The organism is Microbacterium sp. CGR2 (assembly GCF_003626735.1).
Taxonomy (GTDB): domain Bacteria; phylum Actinomycetota; class Actinomycetes; order Actinomycetales; family Microbacteriaceae; genus Microbacterium.
Genome location: NZ_RBHX01000001.1, coordinates 3,491,894 through 3,510,775, shown reverse-complemented (window position 1 = coordinate 3,510,775; position 18,882 = coordinate 3,491,894). Strand labels below are relative to the sequence as shown.

Sequence of the window (18,882 nt, the reverse complement as noted above, 5' to 3'; positions counted from 1 at the left end):
TCACCGCAAACTCGCGCAAGGTGAACTTCGGCGGCTGGCTTCAGTTAGTGGGTGCCTGGCCCGAGAAGAAGGCCGAAAGATCTGCGCGGATGACTTCGTAGAGTCCTCGGAGGCGCGTCTCTTCTCCGCGTTCCGATCGGCGTGCCCATTCGTCGAACGCCAGGCGCATGGCTGTTCCGACGGCAGTCACCAGCACGCGGGCGCGCAGTTCGTCGGTGGGGGTGCTCTTCGTCTGCACCACGATCGCCGTGAGTTGGGCGACGGATTCCTCGTCGCGAGCAAGAGCCACCGCAAGAAGTGAGGGCTCCGAGATGACCAGCCTGCGCACCCGGAGCACGTGGGCATGCGTGGCGGTTGGTTGTGCATCGAATGCATCCAGGAGGTCGAGCTGAGCCTGTTCGATGGTGGCGATGGGATCGTTGCCTGCGGCGACCTCTCGGCGCACCCGGACGACCAGTTCCTCCCCGCCCCGATCGTCGACGAAGACCGCGTTCTCCTTCGTGTCCGCGTAGCGGAAGAAGGTGCGCGAGGAGATGCCGGCGGCGTGAGCGATCTCGTCGACCGTGGTGCCGTGCACGCCTTGTAGCTCGAAAAGGTCGGTCGCCGCGGCGGCAAGCTCGCGGCAGGTCTCGCGGCGGCGGCGATCGCGCAGGCCGAGGGCCGCAGGCGTCTCCTCGTTCGGGGCAGTCATGTGAACAATCTCTCATCTTCTGACAATCTGGCAGTTTGTGCCATAGAATCATATGGTGGCCCGCCGGAGTGCCTGTCCTTGTACCGCGCTGTCAGAAAGCCCTCCGTGACTCTCGAGAAATCTCCCGCCACCTCTCCGGTGCCCACAACGGCCGACGCACCCCGGACGGGCCCCGTCCTCGCGCTCCTCGTGGCATCCGCCTTCGTCGTCGTCCTCAACGAGACGATCATGGGCGTGGCGCTTCCGCGTCTCATGGTCGACCTCGACATCACCGCGGCGACCGCCCAATGGCTCACCACCGGCTTCCTGCTGACGATGGCCGTCGTCATCCCGCTCACCGGGTACCTGCTCGCCCGATTCCCGCTGCGCGGGCTGTTCTTCATGGCGATGTCGCTGTTCGCCGCCGGCACTCTGATCGCAGCGACCGCCCCCGGATTCGAGTTGCTGCTCACCGGACGCGTCGTGCAGGCCGCCGGTACGGCGATCATGTTGCCGCTGTTGTTCACCACCGTGCTGAACGTCGTCCCTGTCACGCATCGCGGACGCATGATGGGCGTGATCTCCATCGTGATCGCGGTGGCGCCGGCGGTCGGGCCGACGGTCTCGGGCATCATCCTCGCGGCTCTCGACTGGCGCTGGATGTTCTGGCTCGTCCTGCCGATCGCCCTCCTCGCCCTCGCGCTGGGCGCCGTGTGGGTGCGCAACATCACCGAGACGAGGCCGGCACGGTTTGACGTCCTCTCGGTGCTGCTGTCCGCTCTCGGATTCGGTGGGCTGATCTTCGGTCTGAGCTCGATCGGCGAATCCGCGTCGGATCATGCACCGGTGCCGGTGTGGATCCCGCTCATGCTTGGCGCAGCATCCCTTCTCGCCTTCGTGCTGCGACAGCTGCACCTGCAGCGGTCTGATGCTGCGTTGCTCGACCTGCGCACCTTCACCTCGCGGTCGTTCAGTCTCGCGATCGTGCTGGTCGTCGTGGTGATGTCGGCGCTGTTCGGCTCGCTCATCCTGCTGCCGCTTTACCTGCAGCAGGCGCTCATGCTCGACACCCTCACCGTCGGACTCATGCTGCTGCCCGGCGGCATTCTGATGGGCCTGATCGCCCCCGTCGTCGGATCGCTCTTCGACCGCTTCGGTCCGAGGCCGCTGGTGTTCCCCGGCATGCTAGTGGCTGCCGCTGCACTCTGGGGCATGACGACGTTCGACGGCAACACGGGTATCGCGTGGATCATCGCTGTGCACATGACGCTTAACGTCGGGCTTGGATTCGTCTTCACCCCGCTGCTCACCTCCGCGCTCGGGTCACTCCCTCGCACCCTGTACTCCCACGGCAGCGCCATCATGAACACGCTGCAGCAAGTCGCCGGAGCTGCGGGCACCGCGCTGTTCATCACGCTCATGTCGGTCGGTGCGGCGGGCGCTCTCGAATCTGGGGCAGACGTCGCCCAAGCCACGGTCACCGGGGTGCACGCGGCGTTCCTGGTAGGGGCGTTCATCGCCTCCGCCGCTGTGGTGCTCACATTGTTCGTCCGCAAGCCCGCGCAGACGGATGCCGAGGTGCCCGTTTCAGTGGGGCACTGACTGGGTACTCGGGGAGGACGATTAATCCGCACTTTCCGTCGCCCATTGCGAGCGAGCGTGGTTGACGGTTCCTTCGTCGGTGTCCCGAATGTGAGGCTTCCTCGCCTAGGCGGCTAAATCGTGGAGCCGATGCGGTTTCAGTGGCCCAAGGGGAGGGAAGCGCCGCGGGGTGTGTGCGAGATTCACACGATTCGCGCACTGGGCGCACGCGTGATGGAGGAGACGAACTCGTCGAACACATCCTCGATCTTGAAATCTTCCTTCTCGTACAGCCATTGCAATTCAAGGCCATAGAGGATTGCCGCGAACGTGTACGCGAGCGCTCGTGGGCTCATCGACGTGTTCAAGTCCCCGCGCGCGGTCATCTCTTCGAAGCGAGCTCGGTAGACGTTGCGGAATACGCGAAAGCGATCCTGGAAGTAGTGGTGAGCTGGGTGTTCCGGTGTCGTCGCCTCAGCCAAGAGGGTAGCGTCGAGGGCGGCCAAGCCGGGTTCTAACTCGCTCGCGATCACCGCTGCGCGCAAGACCAGTATCGAGTTGTCAGGGGTGTCGCCAAGGTCTTCGAGCGCGGCGCGAGTCACCGCGATGATCCGCTCATCGCGGTACTCGAGCACGGCAACGAGGAGTGACTCCTTGCTGGGGAAGTGGTGCAAGAGACCGGTGTGGCTCATGCCGGCCCTCGCCGCGATGTCTTTCATCGTCGCGCCGTGAAAGCCCGAAAGCCCGAATGCGTCGATGCACGCATCGATGACCCGCTGACGTATCGCTGCACTCTTCGCGTACTGCTTGCGCGGTCGCGCAGCCTCGCTCGTCGAAGCAGTCACTGGGCCTCCTGCCGTTGCGGTCGGACCTGCCTAGTCCTCTGTCTCAGTCTATCCGCACAAAGTCGAATCGTGATTCGACTTTGTGGTACGGTTTCTTCGATCCTGCAAACTCGAAGCCCGATTCGAGTTTCTGCCGGCCACCGAACAATGGAGTTCCGATGTCAACATCCGATCGACCAGCCACACCCGGACAGGCGCCCACCGCTGAACCGCTGGACACAGATGCGCCTCCTCGCCCGGAGGCTTCACCTGACTCTCAGACCGCGCTCGGCAAGGACACGAAACTCCCGCTGCTCTTCTCGACTCGATTCGCGACGTCAAGCATCGCGATGGGTGTAAACATCGTGGTCCTTGCTCAGTTGACGTTCTACGCGACTGACATCGTCGGGTTGCCTCCGGCTTTGATTGGCGGTCTCTTCCTCGCCGCGAAGATCATCGACGCCATCGCCGACTTCCCGATCGGCTTCATGATTGATCGAACGAAAACACGTCTGGGCAAGGCGCGCCCGTACGAGCTATTCATCATTCCCATGTGGCTTCTGACAGTCGCCGCCTTCTCCGTTCCCGAGATGAGTCAGTTCTGGCAGGCCACATACCTCTTCGTCATGTTCGTGCTCATCACGTCGGTGTGCCAGACGTACCTCATGACATCGGGGGCGGTGTACCTCAAGCGCTCGCTGCGCGGCGAGGTCAGGTATGCCAAGGTCATATCGCGACAGGGGATGCTGATCATCTTTTTCTCTGCCGCCGCCGCGATCCTCCTGCCACAGCTCATGGCGACGTGGGGAACTGAGCCGGGCGGATACACCAAGATCGCCTTGCTCTATGCCATTCCCCTCATGATCATCGGCCTCGTTCGCTTCTTCACAATCAAGGAGCTGCCTGAGGACAAGACTGACCACGACACGGAAGAGCGTCTCGGAGTGCGGGCCACATTTCGTGCACTCCTCTCCAACCGTTACGTCCTGATCATGGCCGCCATCCTGATGCTGAGCAGCATCGTCTCAGCTATCGGCGCGGCCACCGGTACGTACTTCTTCAAGTACATCCTCGGCGACCTCGGGCTCGCCTCGATCGGAGGAATCACCACAGCCATCATCCCGCTGGTGCTCATCCTGTTCCCGGTTGCTGTGCGCACCATCGGAGCCATGAACTTCGCCCGCATCGGCCTCGTTCTCGCGATGGTGGGCTACGCGCTGGTAGCCGTCGCCCCGACTAATGTGCCTCTCGTCCTTGTCGGTGTGACGTTGCAGATCTTCACCGCGGTCCTCGTCACTCTGGCCTCCTACTTCCTGATCCAGACCATGACATATGGGGAGTGGAAGACCGGTGAGCGTATCGACGCTGTGACCAATTCGCTCCAGGGTTTCGCGAGCCAGGTCGGCCAGGGTGTTGCTATCGCCACGGTCGGAATCATCATCGGAGCGGCGGGATACAACGGCCTCGCCGAAGTACAGTCGCCCGCCGTGAAATCGACGATCATCGCCCTTTACTCCCTGGTCCCGCTCGTCCTGACCGGCATCATGCTCGCGCTCACGTACCTGTACAAGCTGGACAGGCACATTCCTGCCATCCAGGCGGACCTCGCAGCTGGTGTCCATGCCGACACCAGCTCTATCAAAGTCGTCTGACTCGCCCTGTAGCCGACGAATCCACACATCGTTTCGACGAAGACTCTGCCCGTTGAGGTGTCGAGGAGTCCCTTGAAAGGGAGCAGCAAATGACCAACTCTTCATTCAATAGCGGGTGGCGGGTCCGTCCGAAGATGAGCCCCTTCGCTGTGCTCTACGGACAGGGAGAGGGCGACGCCGTCAGCCTCCCGCATGACGCGATCATCTCGCTGCCGCGTAGTGCAGACGTCGCAGGGTCAGGTTTCACCGGGTACTTCCCCGGCGGCGCCTTCGAGTACTCCAAGACCTTCGAAGTGCCCGAAGAATGGCGTGAGAAGCGAGTCTCACTGCAGTTCCAGGGCGTATACCGGGATGCGATGGTCTTCGTGAACGGCGCCTTCGCCGGGCAACGCCCCAACGGCTACACGCCGTTCCGCACCGCCTTGGACCCTTTCCTGCGCTACGGGGAGACCAACACCATCAGGGTCGACGCCCGGACACACGAGGACTCGCGGTGGTACTCGGGAGCAGGGATCCACCGCGATGTGGTGCTCGAGGTCACCGAGCTCGTGCACATCGAGCAATCGGGGCTGCGCATCACCACTCCCGATATCGATGAGCAGCGCGCCGTCATCGCGGTGGTGACGCCCGTCAAGAACGACAGCATCACCACCGCCACGGTCCGTGTGCGCACGGAACTGCGCGCCCCGGACGGGTCGGTCGTCGCCTCGGACTCAGCCCCTGTCACCCTGCGTCCAACCGCTTCCTCGGTGGTGCGTCAGCGTCTCTACGTCACGAAGCCAGCACTGTGGGGCGTGGACACGCCCAACCTGTACGTCGCAAGAACAATCCTCGAGGACGCCGACCACATTCAGCTCGAAGAGAAAGACACCCCGTTCGGCATCCGCTCCGTGCAACTGGATCCATGGAGCGGGCTCCGAATCAATGGTGAGACGGTGAAATTGCGGGGCGCATGCGTCCATCATGACAACGGACTACTCGGTGCCGCCGCCATCGGCCGCGCCGAAGAGCGGCGCGTCGAGCTGCTCAAAAAGGCAGGCTTCAACGCCATCCGCAGCGCACACAATCCCATCAGCCCGGCCATGCTCGACGCGTGCGACCGGCTCGGCATGCTCGTCATGGACGAGACCACCGACGTGTGGACCGAGGCCAAGACGCCGTTCGACTACTCCCTCGCCTTCCCCGAATGGTGGGAACGCGACATCGAGTCACTGATCGAGAAGGACTTCAACCACCCCAGCGTGATCTTCTACTCCATCGGGAACGAGATCTTCGAGACAGGCAACCCGCTCGGTTCGGAATGGGGACGCGCCCTGGCGGAGAAAGTCCGGACGCTCGACGACACCCGGCTGGTGACGAACGGGATCAATCCCTTCGTGTCTGTTCTCACCGATCTCGCCAGTCAGATGGCCTCTGCCGATTCGGAGTCGCCCACCGAAGGTGGGGTCAACGCCGCGATCAACCTCGACGGCATGATGGAGCACGTCAGCACCAGCGACCTGGCGACGGAGCGCACCGAGGCCTCCTTCGCGGCACTGGACGTGGCCGGCGTGAACTACGCCGAGGGCCGCTACGAACTCGATCGTGTGGGGTTCCCGAACCGGATCATGGTCGGCACCGAGACGTTCGGACCGAGCATCGCGACCAACTGGCGACTTGTCTTAAACAACCCGCATGTGCTGGGGGACTTCACCTGGACCGGTTGGGACTACCTCGGTGAGGTCGGGATCGGGCGAACGCAGTATGCCGACGACCCGGCGTGGCAGCCTCCATACCCGTGGATGACCGCGTGGGTCGGTGACATCGACATCACCGGGCACCGGAGACCGCTGTCCTACTATCGCGAAATCGTGTTCGGCCTCCGCACGGAACCATATATCGCGGTACTGCGGCCGGAGAACCACGGCCGCGAGATCATTCCCGGCAAATGGGGGTGGAGCGACTCCATCAGCAGCTGGAGCTGGGATGTCAGAACCGGCGCTCCGATCGTCGTCGAGGTGTACAGCGATGCGGACGACGTCGAACTGGTGCTGAACGGACACCCCGTCGGGCGCACGACCCCTGGCGCCTCCGTGCCATTCCTTGCCTCGTTCGACATCACGTATGAGCCGGGGACCCTCGAAGCCGTCACCTATCGGGATGGCGTCGAGGTCGGACGCACCGCATTGCGATCGGCGGATAAGTCGGCGGACCTCGCCGTCACTCCCGACCGCACCGAGCTTCTGGCCGGAGACCGCGACCTCAGTTTCATCGAGATCGAATTGCGCGACCAGGCCGGGAATCTCGCGAGCGCCCGAGATGTGCCCGTCAAGGTCTCCGTCGAGGGCGCCGGGACCCTCCTTGCCTTCGGCAGCGGCCGTCCAGACACGGCGGAACCCCTCAATACCGATGTGCACACCACGTTCGACGGACGTGCCCTCGCTATCGTCCGACCCACCGGCGTCGGAGTGATTGAGGTCACCGTATCCGCCGAAGGTTTCGACGCCGTAACAACGTCGCTCCACGTCTCGGATGCCGCGGACCGCTCCGCCCGTCCTGAATGACAACCGGCGACCACAACAAAGGATGACTGAGATGCATGTGACAGAGACCGAATCGTCAGCACCCACGCAGCGCGACCATCCACCGGTGCCCTCGACGGTGAGCGCCCACGCCCAAGCCATGCTGTCGATGCCTAAACAGGGTGGGGACAACCCGTACCCCGCGCCAGAGGACACCGAAGGGTGGCTGGCGCAAGCGCAAGCAGTAGACGCCATGCTGCGCACCTTCGTAGAGCCGGGGCTTCCCCCCGCGGAGACGTACACGGTCGAGGCGGAGAAGATCGACGGTGTCTCGAACTTCGTGATCCGACCTGCCGACCTCACCGCCCCGGACGCTCCGATCTTCATCGACATCCACGGCGGAGCCCTCTACCTCGGTGGCGGAGATATCGCCTGGATGGGTGCCGCTGCTCACGCGGTCGGTCGAAACGGGATCACATGGGCACCGGACTACCGGATGCCGCCGCTGCACCCGTTCCCGGCCGCACTCGACGATCTGCTGGTCCTCTACCGGGCCGCTCTCGAGCTGGCCGGGCCCCATCGTGTCGTCGTGAGCGGAGGCTCTGCAGGCGGCAATCTCGCGGCAGCGCTCCTGGTGCGCGCGAAGGACGAGGGGCTTCCCATGCCCGCAGCGCTCGTGCTGCTCACCCCTGAGGTGGACCTCACGGAGGCAGGCGACACGTTCACCACGAACAACGGCATCGACAACATGCTCGGCCCGTTGATGACCGTCAATCTCCTGTACGCAGCCGGCGAGGACCTCACCCATCCGTACGTTTCTCCCCTGTTCGCCGACTTGGAGGGGTTCCCACCTACCTTCCTGCAGAGCGGGACCCGTGACCTCTTCCTCTCCAACACCGTTCGGATGCATCGCAAACTCCGCAAAGCGGGAGTTCCTACCGAGCTTCACGTGTTCGAGGCGATGCCGCACGGGGGCTTCGGGGGAAGCCCCGAGGACGAGGAACTTCGTGCCGAAACGCGCCGATTCGAGGCCGAGCACCTCGAACGCGCGCAACGAGCAGACAGTCACCCCGACAGTCGGGGAGCAGACGACGCGGACGCGTGACCGTCGCCACCTCCACGTCTGACCCATCAAGCTCTCTGCCCAGGGCGCGACCGGAAGGAACACGTATGTCCTACACTCACTCAGAATCGCTGGCCGGGAAGGTCATCATCGTTACCGGCGCCGGCCGGGGCGTTGGGCGCGGAATCTCTCGAGCTCTCGCCCGAAGCGGAGCACAGCTCTTCCTAACCGACATTCTCGCCGACGAGCTCGAAAGCGTCCGTGAGACGCTCGAGACCGAAGGTGCCGGCGTTGGCACGCTGACGGCGGATCTGCGCGACCCGTCGTCAGCTGATGGGATCGTCGAGGCAGCCATCGAGCGGTTCGGGCGTCTGGACGGTCTTGTGAACAATGCCATCGCCATCCGACCTCCGAGTTCGTTCACCGCGCAGACCGTTGAGGATTTCGAACTCGCCTCGAGCACCGGACCCAGGGCGACGTTCCTGCTGATGAAAGCGGCGTACCCGCATCTCGTTGCCGCAGGTGGGGGGTCGATCGTGAACTTCGGTTCCGGCGCCGGTGCCGCAGGCGAGGCGGGCTTTGCCTCGTACGGTGCAGCGAAGGAATCTCTTCGGGGACTCTCTCGCGTCGCGGCCGTCGAGTGGGGAGCCGACAACATTCGCGTCAACGTCGTGTTGCCGTTCGCGAACTCGGAGGGGGCGCTCGAGTGGGAAAAGCTCGATCCGAACGCATTCGGATCGGCGATGCAAGCGGTACCGATGAAGCGCATCGGAGACACCGAGAAGGATGTCGGCGCGCTCGTATCGTTCCTCCTCGGCGACGACTCGACCTACCTCACCGCACAGTCCATTCACGTCGCTGGCGGGGCGGGCGTGTATCGGTGATGGCATCGGTGAGTGGGCCCCTCGTGCGTTGGGGGATCGTCGGCACGGGGTCTATCAGCGAGCACATGACCGCCGATCTGCAGATGGTGGACAACGCGGAGGTTGGTGCGGTCACATCGCGCGACAAAGGACGTGCGCGCGAATTCGGCGACAAGTGCGGCATCGAGTCTCGTTACAGCTCTCTCGCCGACATGCTGGACTCCGACATCGATGCGGTCTACATCGGCACTCCCCACATCACTCACTTCGACATCGCGGCAGCCGCGATCGATGCTGGACGCCACGTGCTCTGTGAGAAGCCCATAGGGATGACCGCCGCCGAGGTCCGTGAGCTTCGTGACCGAGCCGCGAAGCGAGGCGTGTTCATCATGGAGGCGATGTGGATGAAGTTCAATCCACTCTTCGTCCAGCTCGTCGACCTCGTCGTCGCCGGCCGCATCGGAGAGGTGCACAGTGGCCGAGGCGGCTTCGGCATCCCCTTCCCGCAGGACGGATCCAGCCGGTGGAAGCCCGGCGGAAGCGCACTGCTGGACCAAGGCATCTACCCGGTCACATTGGCGCACATGTTCCTCGGCCAGCCCGACGAGGTCACGGCACGCGGAGTCGTGCGACCCGATGGAGTCGATCTGAGCGAGCACTTCACACTCGACTACGCGGATGGTCGATACTTCCAGGGCGCTGTTTCGATGACCGAGTGGCTGGATTTGTCCGCATCCATCTCCGGGTCTCACGGGTGGATCACCATCGACGGGCCATTCTGGGCGGCCACCTCGCTCACGATCCACACCTACGACCACACGGGCGAGGTCCGCGTTCCCGTCGCCGTGCACCGTAAGGGTTACGGGTACGTCCCCATGCTCCGTGCCGTCACCGAGGCGATCAGCCGCGGCCAGCATGAGCATCCGCTTCACACGATGGATGCCGCGGCTGGCGTTTTCGACACACTCGGGAAGATTCGCGACCGCCTCGCCACACAACCGAACCCATCCGAATGAGCCTGCACGAACTGCCCACCGAAGGAGAACACGCAATGTCGAAGTCACCCCGAGAGCGCGCCGACGAGCTGCTGGCACAGATGACCGTTGCCGAAAAAGTAGGACAAGTCTCATCAGTGATGCCTCAGTCGCTCCTGGGGGCGAACGGTCTGGACAGCGAGGCCGCTGCGAAGCATCTCGCGAACGGGATCGGACACATCGCAAGCGCCATCACAGGATCCGAACCTCAGCAGAACGCGCACGTCATCAACGAGATCCAGCGCTATCTCGTCGAGCAGACCAGGCTCGGCATTCCCGCGATCATGCATACCGAAGCGCTGAACGGCTTCCTTGCCGACGGTTACACGTCGTTCCCCACACCCATCGGGCTGGCCGCGACCTGGGACCCTGACCGAGTCGAGGCCATGGCGGAAGTCATCCGTCGTCAGATGCGGTCCGTCGGGGTGCTGCAGGCTCTCTCGCCGGTTCTCGACGTCGCGCGCGACGCACGATGGGGTCGGGTGCACGAGACGTACGGCGAGGATGTCTACCTTGTGACTGCCTTCGGCGTCGCCTTCGTGCGCGGTCTGCAGGGCGAGGATCTCTCCCAGGGGGTGTTGGCTACAGCCAAGCACTTCCTCGGGTATGCCCTCACCGAGGCAGGCCAGAACATGGCAGTGACGCATCTCGGCTCTCGCGAACTGTACGATGTCTACGGCACTCCGTTCGAAGCCGCCATCAAGCTTGCAGGCCTCGGCAGTGTGATGAACTCGTACTCCGAAATCGACGGTGTGCCGGTAGGCGTGAATCGCGCGATCCTCACCGATCTGCTCCGCGGTCGGATGGGGTTCACGGGCAGCGTCGTCTCCGACTACAGCACCGTGGAGTGGCTACACACCCGTCAGGGCATCGCATCCTCTGTCGCTCAGGCGGGTGAGCTCGCCCTCGCCGCCGGCCTGGATGTCGAGCTACCCGCCACGGTCGGGTTCAAGGGTCTCGAGGAATCCGTCCGTGAGCACCGCCTCGACGAAGCCGTGCTGGATGACGCGGTGCGCCGCGTGCTCATGGACAAACTCAAGCTGGGCCTGTTCGAGAACCCCTATGCCAGCGCCGACCCCATTGAGTTGGATGCGGTGAAGAAGGAAGGGGTCACTCTTTCTCGTGAGTTGGCCGATGAATCGATCACGCTGCTGAAGAACCAGGGACAGCTTCCTCTGGCTAAATCGGGCCGTGTAGCCGTGATCGGGCCGCACGCCGACTCGGCGATGGTCAATTTCGCGGCGTACACGTTCCCGGCCGCGATCGACATGATGAAGGGCCTCAGCACCGGCGAGTCGAAGATGGCGGGTATCGATGGCGCGGTGGACTCCGTGTCGGCGGACGTCGACGAGACGATTGCCGCTCAGGCGGAGGGCCTCATGGCGATCGACAGCGAAGACGTCGCTCGGCACCTCTACGGCACCCAGACTCTGACGGAGGCCGTTCGTGCTGCAGCCCCGGATGCGATCGTCGACAGCGTCGTCGGTGTCGGGATCCATCCCGACGGCCCCCAGGACCTCGACGCTGCCGTTGCGCTGGCGAAGGAGGCGGATGTGGTCATCCTCACCATCGGCGGCAAGGCCGGCTGGTTCGGGGATCGTGTCACCGAGGGAGAGGGGTCCGACGCGGCGCGAATCGAGTTGTCCGCCCACCAGGTTGCTCTGGTCGAAGCAGTCAGCGCCACAGGGACACCACTCGTGGCCGTGGTGTACCAGGGACGCCCGATCGGTCTCGCTGAGGTCGAACCGATGCTCGGCGCGATCGTCGCAGGCTACTACCCGGGGCCTCGCGGTGGCGAGGCCGTCGCCGGGGTGCTTTTCGGCGACACGAACCCTTCCGGCAAGCTGCCCTACAGCATGCCTCGAGCGACAGGACAGGTGCCGCTGTACGCCGCACACAAGCGTGGAAGCGGCTACGAGCGCAACGACGGGGACATGTTCCGCAAGTACATCGATCTCGACGCCACCCCGCTGTTCCCGTTCGGACACGGTCTCTCCTACACGACATTCCAGTACGGGGAGCTGCAGCTCGAGGCGGCTGAGGTGCCCGCGGCAGATGGTGTCATCGTCGCGTCGGTGGAGCTGCGCAACACAGGCGACCGCGAGGGAACCGAAGTCGTTCAGCTGTACGCCTCGCAGAACGCCACTGCGGTGACGAGGCCTGTTCGCCAGCTCATCGGGTTCAGCCGGGTCACGCTTGATCCGGGGGCGGCTGCGACTGTTCGATTCACGGTCGCGACCAGTCAGCTCGGCTACAGCGGAGTGGATGGCCGTTTCATCCTCGAGCCCGGAGACATGACCCTCGCGGTCGGAGGGAGCTCCGACCAGACACCCGCACATGCCACGGTCACCCTGTCGGGCAAGGCGGCCGACCTCGAAGGGCAACGCATGTACCTCAGCACAGCCGACGTGATCGACGTAGGCCCCCGAGCGCTCGCACGGTAGATGAATTGCCGGCCACGTTCACCCGAATCTGAGAAAGCAGGACACATGACTTCGCCGAAGCCCTCCGCACTGACCGTCGAGCGACTCGTCGAGCCGCTCGCCGTGTGGACCACACGACCGCGGTTCGGTTGGCTCCTGGACGGTGCTGCGACCGAGCGCCAGAACGCATATGAGCTCGAAGTGCGCGATGCGCTCACTGCGCAGATCATCGCCGCGACGGGCAAGGTCGACTCTGCGCAATCTCACTCGGTGGTGTTGCCCGACGTCGACCTCTCCTCGCGCACCCCCTACACGTGGCGTGTCCGGGTGTGGGCTGACGACGGCGAGGCGACCGAATGGTCCCAATCGCGCTTCGAGACGACACTCCTGAACAACTCGGAATGGGACGCGGCGAGATGGGTGGAGCCGGTCCAAGAACCGGTCACCCCCGAGGAAGTACTGTATCTCGGAGTCGAGCCGACGAGCCTGGACGACGTGGACATCGAGAGCCGGTTGCACCCCAGCCCCTTGGTGCGACAGCAGTTCGTCCTGGATGAGGCCCCCGAGCGTGCCCGCCTCTACATCACCGCGCACGGCGTGTACGAGGTTACCGTCAATGGACAGCAGGTGACTGACGAGGTGCTCGCTCCCGGGTACGACGAGTACCAGGAGCGGCTGTCCTACCAGACGTACGACGTGACTTCCCAGTTGCGTGTCGGTGAGAACGTCCTCGGAGTCCGCCTCGCGGACGGGTGGTGGGCTGGACGCATCAGCTTCACCGGAAGCAGCATCAACTATGGCGACACCCTGGGCGTGCTGTGGCGGCTGGAGGGCGACCGGAAGGCCATCGCGACGTCCGACGCGTCGGCCCGGTCGTCGTTCGGCGAGATCCGGTACTCGGACATCTTCATCGGGGAGAAGGTCGACGCTCGTCTGGCAGTTGACGGATGGGACACGGTCGGATTCGACGACTCCGAGTGGGCTGAGGTGCATGTGGCCGATGGGGGCACGTCGACGCTGGTCCCTTTCGTCGGAGAACCGGTGCGCCGAATCGACGAGATCCACGAACCCCAGGTCTTTCATAGCCCCGCCGGGGAGCTCCTGGTCGATATGGGCCAGAACATCGCAGGGCGGGTGCGTCTCACCGCGCGTGGCGCTGCGGGCACCACCATCACCCTCGAGCACACCGAAGCGTTGGACCGGGACGGGAACTTCCAGCAGAACGTTCAAGGTCGCAACAAAGACCAGACCGACGTCTGGGTGCTCGCAGGAACCGGGCAGGAGACCTTCGAGCCGCGATTCACTTATCACGGCTTCCGTTATGTGCGCGTCACGGGCTATCCCGGAGACCTCCATCCTGAAGACGTCGTCGGTGTGATCCTCTCCTCGGACGTGCCCCAGACCGGAACGTTCACCACCAGCGACCCCAGGATCAATCAACTGCACGACAACGTCGTATGGAGTCAGCGGGCCAACTTCTTCTCCACGCCGACGGACTGCCCGCAACGCGAGCGTGCCGGCTGGACGGGCGACATTCAGGTGTTCGCGCGAGCTGCGACGAACAACGCCCGAGTCGACCTGTTCCTTGACCGGTGGCTGGCGAATGTGCGCGCCGCCCAGTCCGATGCCGGAATCGTTCCGATGATCGTTCCGAACACTCCCTCGTTCGCCACCTCCTTCGGCCTGCTCGGGGACACATCAGCCGGCTGGGGGGACGCGATCACGATCGTGCCGCTTGCCCTGTACGAGCGTTACGGTGATCGCCGAGTTCTCGACGAGAACATCGATGCCATGCGGCGATGGGTCGACTGGATACGGACGCAAGCGGAGCAGGGCCTGCCTGAGCAGTACCAGCAGCTCGAATCGGACGACCCCATCCTCAAACGGCAGCCGCTGCTCTGGAACACCGGATTCCACTACGGCGACTGGCTCGTGCCGAGCACGATCACCGACGAACCGATGTCGATGATGGTCGCCGCCACCCTCACCGGTGCCCTCGTCGCGTCCGCCTACTACTACCACTCCGCATCGAACCTCGCCGCGGCCGCGGAAGTCCTTGGCGACGGCGCCACCGCGCGGGAGTACCGCTGGCTGGCAGCTCAGATCAAAGACGCGTTCGTCGCCGAGTACTTCGACGAGGATGGGCGACTCTCCGTGCACATGCAGGGCGCGTACGTGATCTCGCTTGCCTTCGGTCTCGTGCCCGAGGGGCTTCGCGATGCTGCCGGGGCGCACCTGGTGGAACTCATCCACCAGGCCGAGGATCACCTCGACACCGGATTCCTCTCCGTGCCGCACCTGCTGGACGTGCTCGTCTCGATCGGCGAGCGAGAGCTCGCGTACACGCTCCTCTTCCAAGACACCGCGCCCTCATGGCTGTACGAGGTGAAGATGGGGGCCACGACGATCTGGGAATCGTGGGACGGCATCGCCCCCGACGGACAACCACGAGACTTCTCGCTCAACCATTACGCGTTCGGCGCGGTTGACGACTGGATGTACCGGTACATCGCCGGCATCACGCCGACGGCCCCGGGCTACGCGGAAATTGAGTTTCGACCTGACCTGTCGGCGCCCCTGGACGCCGTCGCCGCATCGATTGAGACGCCGTTCGGCCGTGCAGCTCTGGAATGGGCGCGAACGTCGCCAGCGCACGTTGAAATCCGGCTGATTGTGCCCGCCAACACCCGCGCGGTCCTGAAGGTCAGCGGTGCAGAACCCGTCACGCTTCGCCCCGGCGCACACACCCGCACCGTCACACACAAGAAGGAACAGTGATGTCTTCCATCCACCCATTCGTGAACCTTCGCACCTCGGGCCTTGACCCGCAGTTGCTCGCTGAACCTGACCCCGAGTTCTCCTGGTCGTTCGAGGTCGATGCCCCGGCACCGGAGTCCGCAGTTGTGGAGGTGATCGAGTCGGAGACGGGATCGCCGGTGTGGCAAGGCACCTGGCACCACGGGTCCGCGCCGACGCTGGCGTACACCGGGCCCTCGCTGAAGCCCGCGACGGCATACACATGGCGGATCCGTTCCGGCTCAGACGGCACCACCGGAGAGTGGGACGCCAGCGCGGACTTCGAGACACACCCGGGCCTGTTGGAGGAGCTCGCCGAGTGGATCGCGCTGCCGGTGCCGGAAGCCGAGGAGGAACCGACCCCCGTGCAGTATCTCCGTCGGACCTTCCATCTGGAAGAAGCGCCAGCGCGTGCGCGGCTTTATGCGAGCGCTCGAGGCTGGTACGGCGCTTCGGTGAACGGTGTCGACGTCACAGGAGTGCGCATCACACCGAGGTTCACGTCTTTCGACCAGCGCATCGAGTACGAAGCGTACGACGTCACGCTCGCCCTCGTCGCGGGTGACAACACCGTCGGTCTGGAGCTCGCGGAGGGACGATACCGCGGCCGCAACGGAGCATTCGCGCAGAGGAACACGTACGGTCTGCAAACTGCAGTGATCGCGTACCTCCTCGTCGAATTCGAATCCGGCCGTGTGCAGGTGATCACGACGGACGCCGCATGGACAGGCGGCCACGGGCCCAGACAGATCGCCGACCCCCAGGAGGGGGTGGTCGTCGACGCCAGGATTTCTGGCGCCAATTTCACGGCCGGCGATGCTCTCGTGAATGAGCGACCGGTGACGGTCTTCGAGAGCGGCAGTGCACGTGTGGAACCCATGCGCAGCGAACCGGTCGTCGTCTCTGAGATCCTCGAGCCGGCCCGCATCACCACGGTCGACGGGCACACGATCATCGACTTCGGTCAGAACCTCGTTGGAGTTGCGCGCCTGACTGTCTCAGGCACTGCAGACACGACAGTCAAGATCCACCACAGCGAGCTGCTCGACGACGCAGGCCACGTTGACGAGGGCTATCTTGCAGGAGACGGGATCATTCCGGAGTCCCTCCCCATCGACGAGTTCGTGCTCGCGGGACGCGGTAATGAGATCCTGGAGCCCCGGTATACCCTTCGCGGCTTCCGGTACATCGAGATCGAGTCGACAACTCCCATCGACATCCACCGCGCTGAAGCTCTCGTGCTCCAGGCAGACCTCCGCTATGGCGGCGAGTTCACGAGCTCGCATCAGGGTCTCAACCGTCTGCACGAGAACATCGTGTGGAGCATGCGCGGCAATTTCACAGACATCCCCACGGATTGTCCGACGCGTGAGCGTACCGGCTGGACCGGCGACGCTCAGGTATTCGCCCCGACCGCGACTCTGCTTGCCGACGTCGAGTTGTTCCTGCGTGACTGGCTTCGCGACGTCGTGGTCTTGCAGACAGAGGACGGCGCAGTCAAGGACACCGCGCCCCGGGATTCAAACCCGATGCCGGAAACGGAACAGTTCGCCGACTTCATGCCCACAGGATCGGCGGGGTGGGCTGACGCCATCACCATGATTCCCTGGGAGCTGTACGAGCGGTACGGGCGGGCGGACGTGCTCGAGGAGAACTGGGAAGCCATGGTCGCCTGGCTGCAGTTCTGCGTCCGCAGAGCAGCCGCCCGACATTCTTCGCGCACCGGTGATGCTCAGCCGCACGAGGAGTACATCATCGACACGGGGTTCCACTGGGGTGAGTGGTTGGAGCCGAGCAACTCGCTGAGCGACGCACCGGTCGTGGAGGGCGAGATGCCCCACGCGATGAAGATGATCATCGATCTGGCCATGAACCCCGACGCCGAGGTTGCCACCGCGTACTTCGCACGGTCCGCCCAGCTGGCTTCCCGGGTTGCGGACGTCCTCGGCAACACGGAGGATGCTCTCACCTACGCTGCGCTCCACGATCGGATCCGCGCTGCATATCAGGCAGAGTTCCTCGACGAGAGCGGCGTTCCCCGCATCCTCACCCAAGCGAAACTCGTCCGCCCGCTCGCGTTCGGGCTCATCCCGGATTCAGCCGGTCAGCGTGTTGCGGACCGGCTGGCAGAGCTGATCGTCTCGAACGGTTCACGGTTGGGGACGGGCTTCCTCTCGACGGGGCTCCTTCTGCCGGTTCTGTCCCAGTGGGGCCATGACGACCTCGCGCTGGACGTGCTCTTGCAGGAGCAGCAGCCATCGTGGCTCGGGCAGGTCGCCCTCGGCGCCACGACGACACTCGAAACCTGGGACGGAGTCGGTTCTCAGAACCACTATGCGTACGGTGCCGTCGGTAGATACCTGTATGAGAACCTCGCCGGCATGCGAACCCTTGCTCCGGGTTGGCAGAAGATCGAGATCCGCCCACTTCTGACCGACAGATTCGACCACATAGCTGCGAAGACGACGACGCCGTTCGGCACGCTCACCAGCGCGTGGCGGCGCATCGCGGGCGGGTGGGTTGTGGATGTCTCGGTACCTTCCGGGACAGAAGCTCGGCTCGTGGTCGAGGGTGCTGTCTGCTTGGCGGACGGCTCGAGCAGCACTGTCCTCCCGGTCGGTCAGTCGAGCTGGGCCGTGACGTCCACAAGAAAGGGTCTATGACATGTCAGAACGATTTGCAGACAAAGTGGCCGTGGTGACGGGAGGTGTCTCCGGGATCGGAGCACAGATCACCAGCAGACTCGTCGCTGAGGGCGCGCGTGTTGTGGCCGTGGACATCAACTCGGACGCTGTTGCCGCCGCGACGACGACATTCGGTGAGTCCGTCATTGGTCATCGTGCGGACGTCACCGACGAAGCCTCATTCGAGGCCGCGATCGAGCGGGCGGTGGATGAGTACGGAACGCTTGATCTGCTGTTCAACGTCGCCGGCGGCTCGAAGGCAGCTCCGCTCACTACGATGACGTACGCGGATTGGGACTTCACCATCCGGCTCAACCTGCACAGCGTCTTCCTCGGCACCCAACTCATTGCCAGGAAGCTCCTCCAACTGGGTAAGCCCGGGGCCATCGTGAATGTCGCTTCCCTGAACTCTCTCGTTCCGCTGCAGTTCGGCGCCGGATACTCAGCGTCGAAAGCGGCCGCCGTAATGCTCACAAAACAAGCTGCGCTCGAGCTCGCAGAGCACGGCATCCGCGTCAATGCAATCTCCCCGGGGCTGGTGGACACACCTCTGACCGCGGCGATGATGCAGTCGCCCGTCGTGCTGGACGCCTTCCTCGGGCGAATCCCCATGAACCGGGCAGCCAGGCCCGAAGAAGTGGCGGCCGCGGCGCTGTTCCTTGCGAGCGACGACGCGTCTTACATCACGGGCGACAACCTGGTCGTCGATGGCGGGTGGGCAACCAGCGGCTATCCCGACCTCCGCAAGTTCGTCGGCTGATCGCGTCATTCACAACCTCCCCGCATCCCTC

At 64.2% G+C, this 18,882-nt stretch carries 12 protein-coding genes; 10 read left to right on the top strand and 2 right to left on the bottom strand.

Features of this window, described 5'->3' with window-relative positions; all coding sequences use genetic code 11:
* Nucleotides 1-40: 40 nt before the first annotated feature.
* Entirely contained in the window at nt 41-691 is a 651-nt protein-coding gene (locus tag D7252_RS17590; RefSeq protein ID WP_120776568.1) for a TetR family transcriptional regulator, read from the bottom strand.
* Between the two features lie 105 nt (nt 692-796).
* On the opposite strand from D7252_RS17590, the gene D7252_RS17585 reads away from it, so the two are divergent.
* Complete coding sequence (locus D7252_RS17585; protein ID WP_120776567.1) at nt 797-2,272, top strand: MDR family MFS transporter; 1,476 nt, start codon at nt 797-799, stop codon at nt 2,270-2,272.
* A 182-nt stretch (nt 2,273-2,454) separates the two neighbouring features.
* On the opposite strand, the gene D7252_RS17580 is transcribed toward D7252_RS17585, so the two are convergent.
* Nucleotides 2,455-3,096 carry a TetR/AcrR family transcriptional regulator gene (locus D7252_RS17580; RefSeq protein ID WP_120776566.1) on the bottom strand — a complete coding sequence of 214 codons (642 nt, stop codon included), beginning with the start codon at nt 3,094-3,096 and terminating at the stop codon, nt 2,455-2,457.
* 158 nt (nt 3,097-3,254) lie between these two features.
* On the opposite strand from D7252_RS17580, the gene D7252_RS17575 reads away from it, so the two are divergent.
* The 9 genes from D7252_RS17575 to D7252_RS17535 all read left to right on the top strand — a co-directional run bounded on the left by D7252_RS17575 (nt 3,255) and on the right by D7252_RS17535 (nt 18,851).
* Nucleotides 3,255-4,727, top strand: coding sequence for an MFS transporter (locus D7252_RS17575; protein WP_120776565.1), 1,473 nt, complete (start codon nt 3,255-3,257; stop codon nt 4,725-4,727).
* Between the two features lie 134 nt (nt 4,728-4,861).
* Nucleotides 4,862-7,270: a glycoside hydrolase family 2 TIM barrel-domain containing protein gene (locus D7252_RS17570; protein ID WP_259461134.1), complete on the top strand. Its 2,409-nt coding sequence runs from the start codon at nt 4,862-4,864 to the stop codon at nt 7,268-7,270.
* A 31-nt stretch (nt 7,271-7,301) separates the two neighbouring features.
* Nucleotides 7,302-8,333: an alpha/beta hydrolase gene (locus tag D7252_RS17565; RefSeq protein WP_120776563.1), complete on the top strand. Its 1,032-nt coding sequence runs from the start codon at nt 7,302-7,304 to the stop codon at nt 8,331-8,333.
* Between the two features lie 65 nt (nt 8,334-8,398).
* Nucleotides 8,399-9,175: an SDR family NAD(P)-dependent oxidoreductase gene (locus D7252_RS17560; RefSeq protein ID WP_120776562.1), complete on the top strand. Its 777-nt coding sequence runs from the start codon at nt 8,399-8,401 to the stop codon at nt 9,173-9,175.
* Nucleotides 9,175-10,170: a Gfo/Idh/MocA family protein gene (locus D7252_RS17555; protein ID WP_120776561.1), complete on the top strand. Its 996-nt coding sequence runs from the start codon at nt 9,175-9,177 to the stop codon at nt 10,168-10,170. Before D7252_RS17560 ends, D7252_RS17555 begins: the two co-directional genes overlap by 1 nt.
* Nucleotides 10,167-12,632, top strand: coding sequence for a glycoside hydrolase family 3 N-terminal domain-containing protein (locus D7252_RS17550; RefSeq protein ID WP_308162520.1), 2,466 nt, complete (start codon nt 10,167-10,169; stop codon nt 12,630-12,632). Before D7252_RS17555 ends, D7252_RS17550 begins: the two co-directional genes overlap by 4 nt.
* Before the next feature lie 45 nt (nt 12,633-12,677).
* Nucleotides 12,678-15,389 carry an alpha-L-rhamnosidase gene (locus D7252_RS17545; RefSeq protein WP_183055336.1) on the top strand — a complete coding sequence of 904 codons (2,712 nt, stop codon included), beginning with the start codon at nt 12,678-12,680 and terminating at the stop codon, nt 15,387-15,389.
* The gene (locus tag D7252_RS17540; protein ID WP_120776559.1) at nt 15,389-18,070 is read left to right on the top strand and encodes an alpha-L-rhamnosidase; all 2,682 of its coding nucleotides are present in this window, start codon (nt 15,389-15,391) and stop codon (nt 18,068-18,070) included. Before D7252_RS17545 ends, D7252_RS17540 begins: the two co-directional genes overlap by 1 nt.
* 1 nt (nt 18,071) lies before the next feature.
* Nucleotides 18,072-18,851, top strand: a complete 780-nt coding sequence (locus D7252_RS17535; RefSeq protein WP_120776558.1) for an SDR family NAD(P)-dependent oxidoreductase — start codon at nt 18,072-18,074, stop codon at nt 18,849-18,851.
* Nucleotides 18,852-18,882 lie beyond the last annotated feature (31 nt).

Bases quoted from the DNA above. Each gene is read 5' to 3' on its own strand.
- D7252_RS17590 (WP_120776568.1), bottom strand. From the start codon at position 691: ATGACTGCCCCGAACGAGGAGACGCCTGCGGCCCTCGGCCTGCGCGAT.
- D7252_RS17575 (WP_120776565.1), top strand. From the start codon at position 3,255: ATGTCAACATCCGATCGACCAGCCACACCCGGACAGGCGCCCACCGCT.
- D7252_RS17570 (WP_259461134.1), top strand. From the start codon at position 4,862: ATGAGCCCCTTCGCTGTGCTCTACGGACAGGGAGAGGGCGACGCCGTC.
- D7252_RS17565 (WP_120776563.1), top strand. From the start codon at position 7,302: ATGCATGTGACAGAGACCGAATCGTCAGCACCCACGCAGCGCGACCAT.
- D7252_RS17560 (WP_120776562.1), top strand. From the start codon at position 8,399: ATGTCCTACACTCACTCAGAATCGCTGGCCGGGAAGGTCATCATCGTT.
- D7252_RS17555 (WP_120776561.1), top strand. From the start codon at position 9,175: ATGGCATCGGTGAGTGGGCCCCTCGTGCGTTGGGGGATCGTCGGCACG.
- D7252_RS17550 (WP_308162520.1), top strand. From the start codon at position 10,167: ATGAGCCTGCACGAACTGCCCACCGAAGGAGAACACGCAATGTCGAAG.
- D7252_RS17545 (WP_183055336.1), top strand. From the start codon at position 12,678: ATGACTTCGCCGAAGCCCTCCGCACTGACCGTCGAGCGACTCGTCGAG.
- D7252_RS17540 (WP_120776559.1), top strand. From the start codon at position 15,389: ATGTCTTCCATCCACCCATTCGTGAACCTTCGCACCTCGGGCCTTGAC.
- D7252_RS17535 (WP_120776558.1), top strand. From the start codon at position 18,072: ATGTCAGAACGATTTGCAGACAAAGTGGCCGTGGTGACGGGAGGTGTC.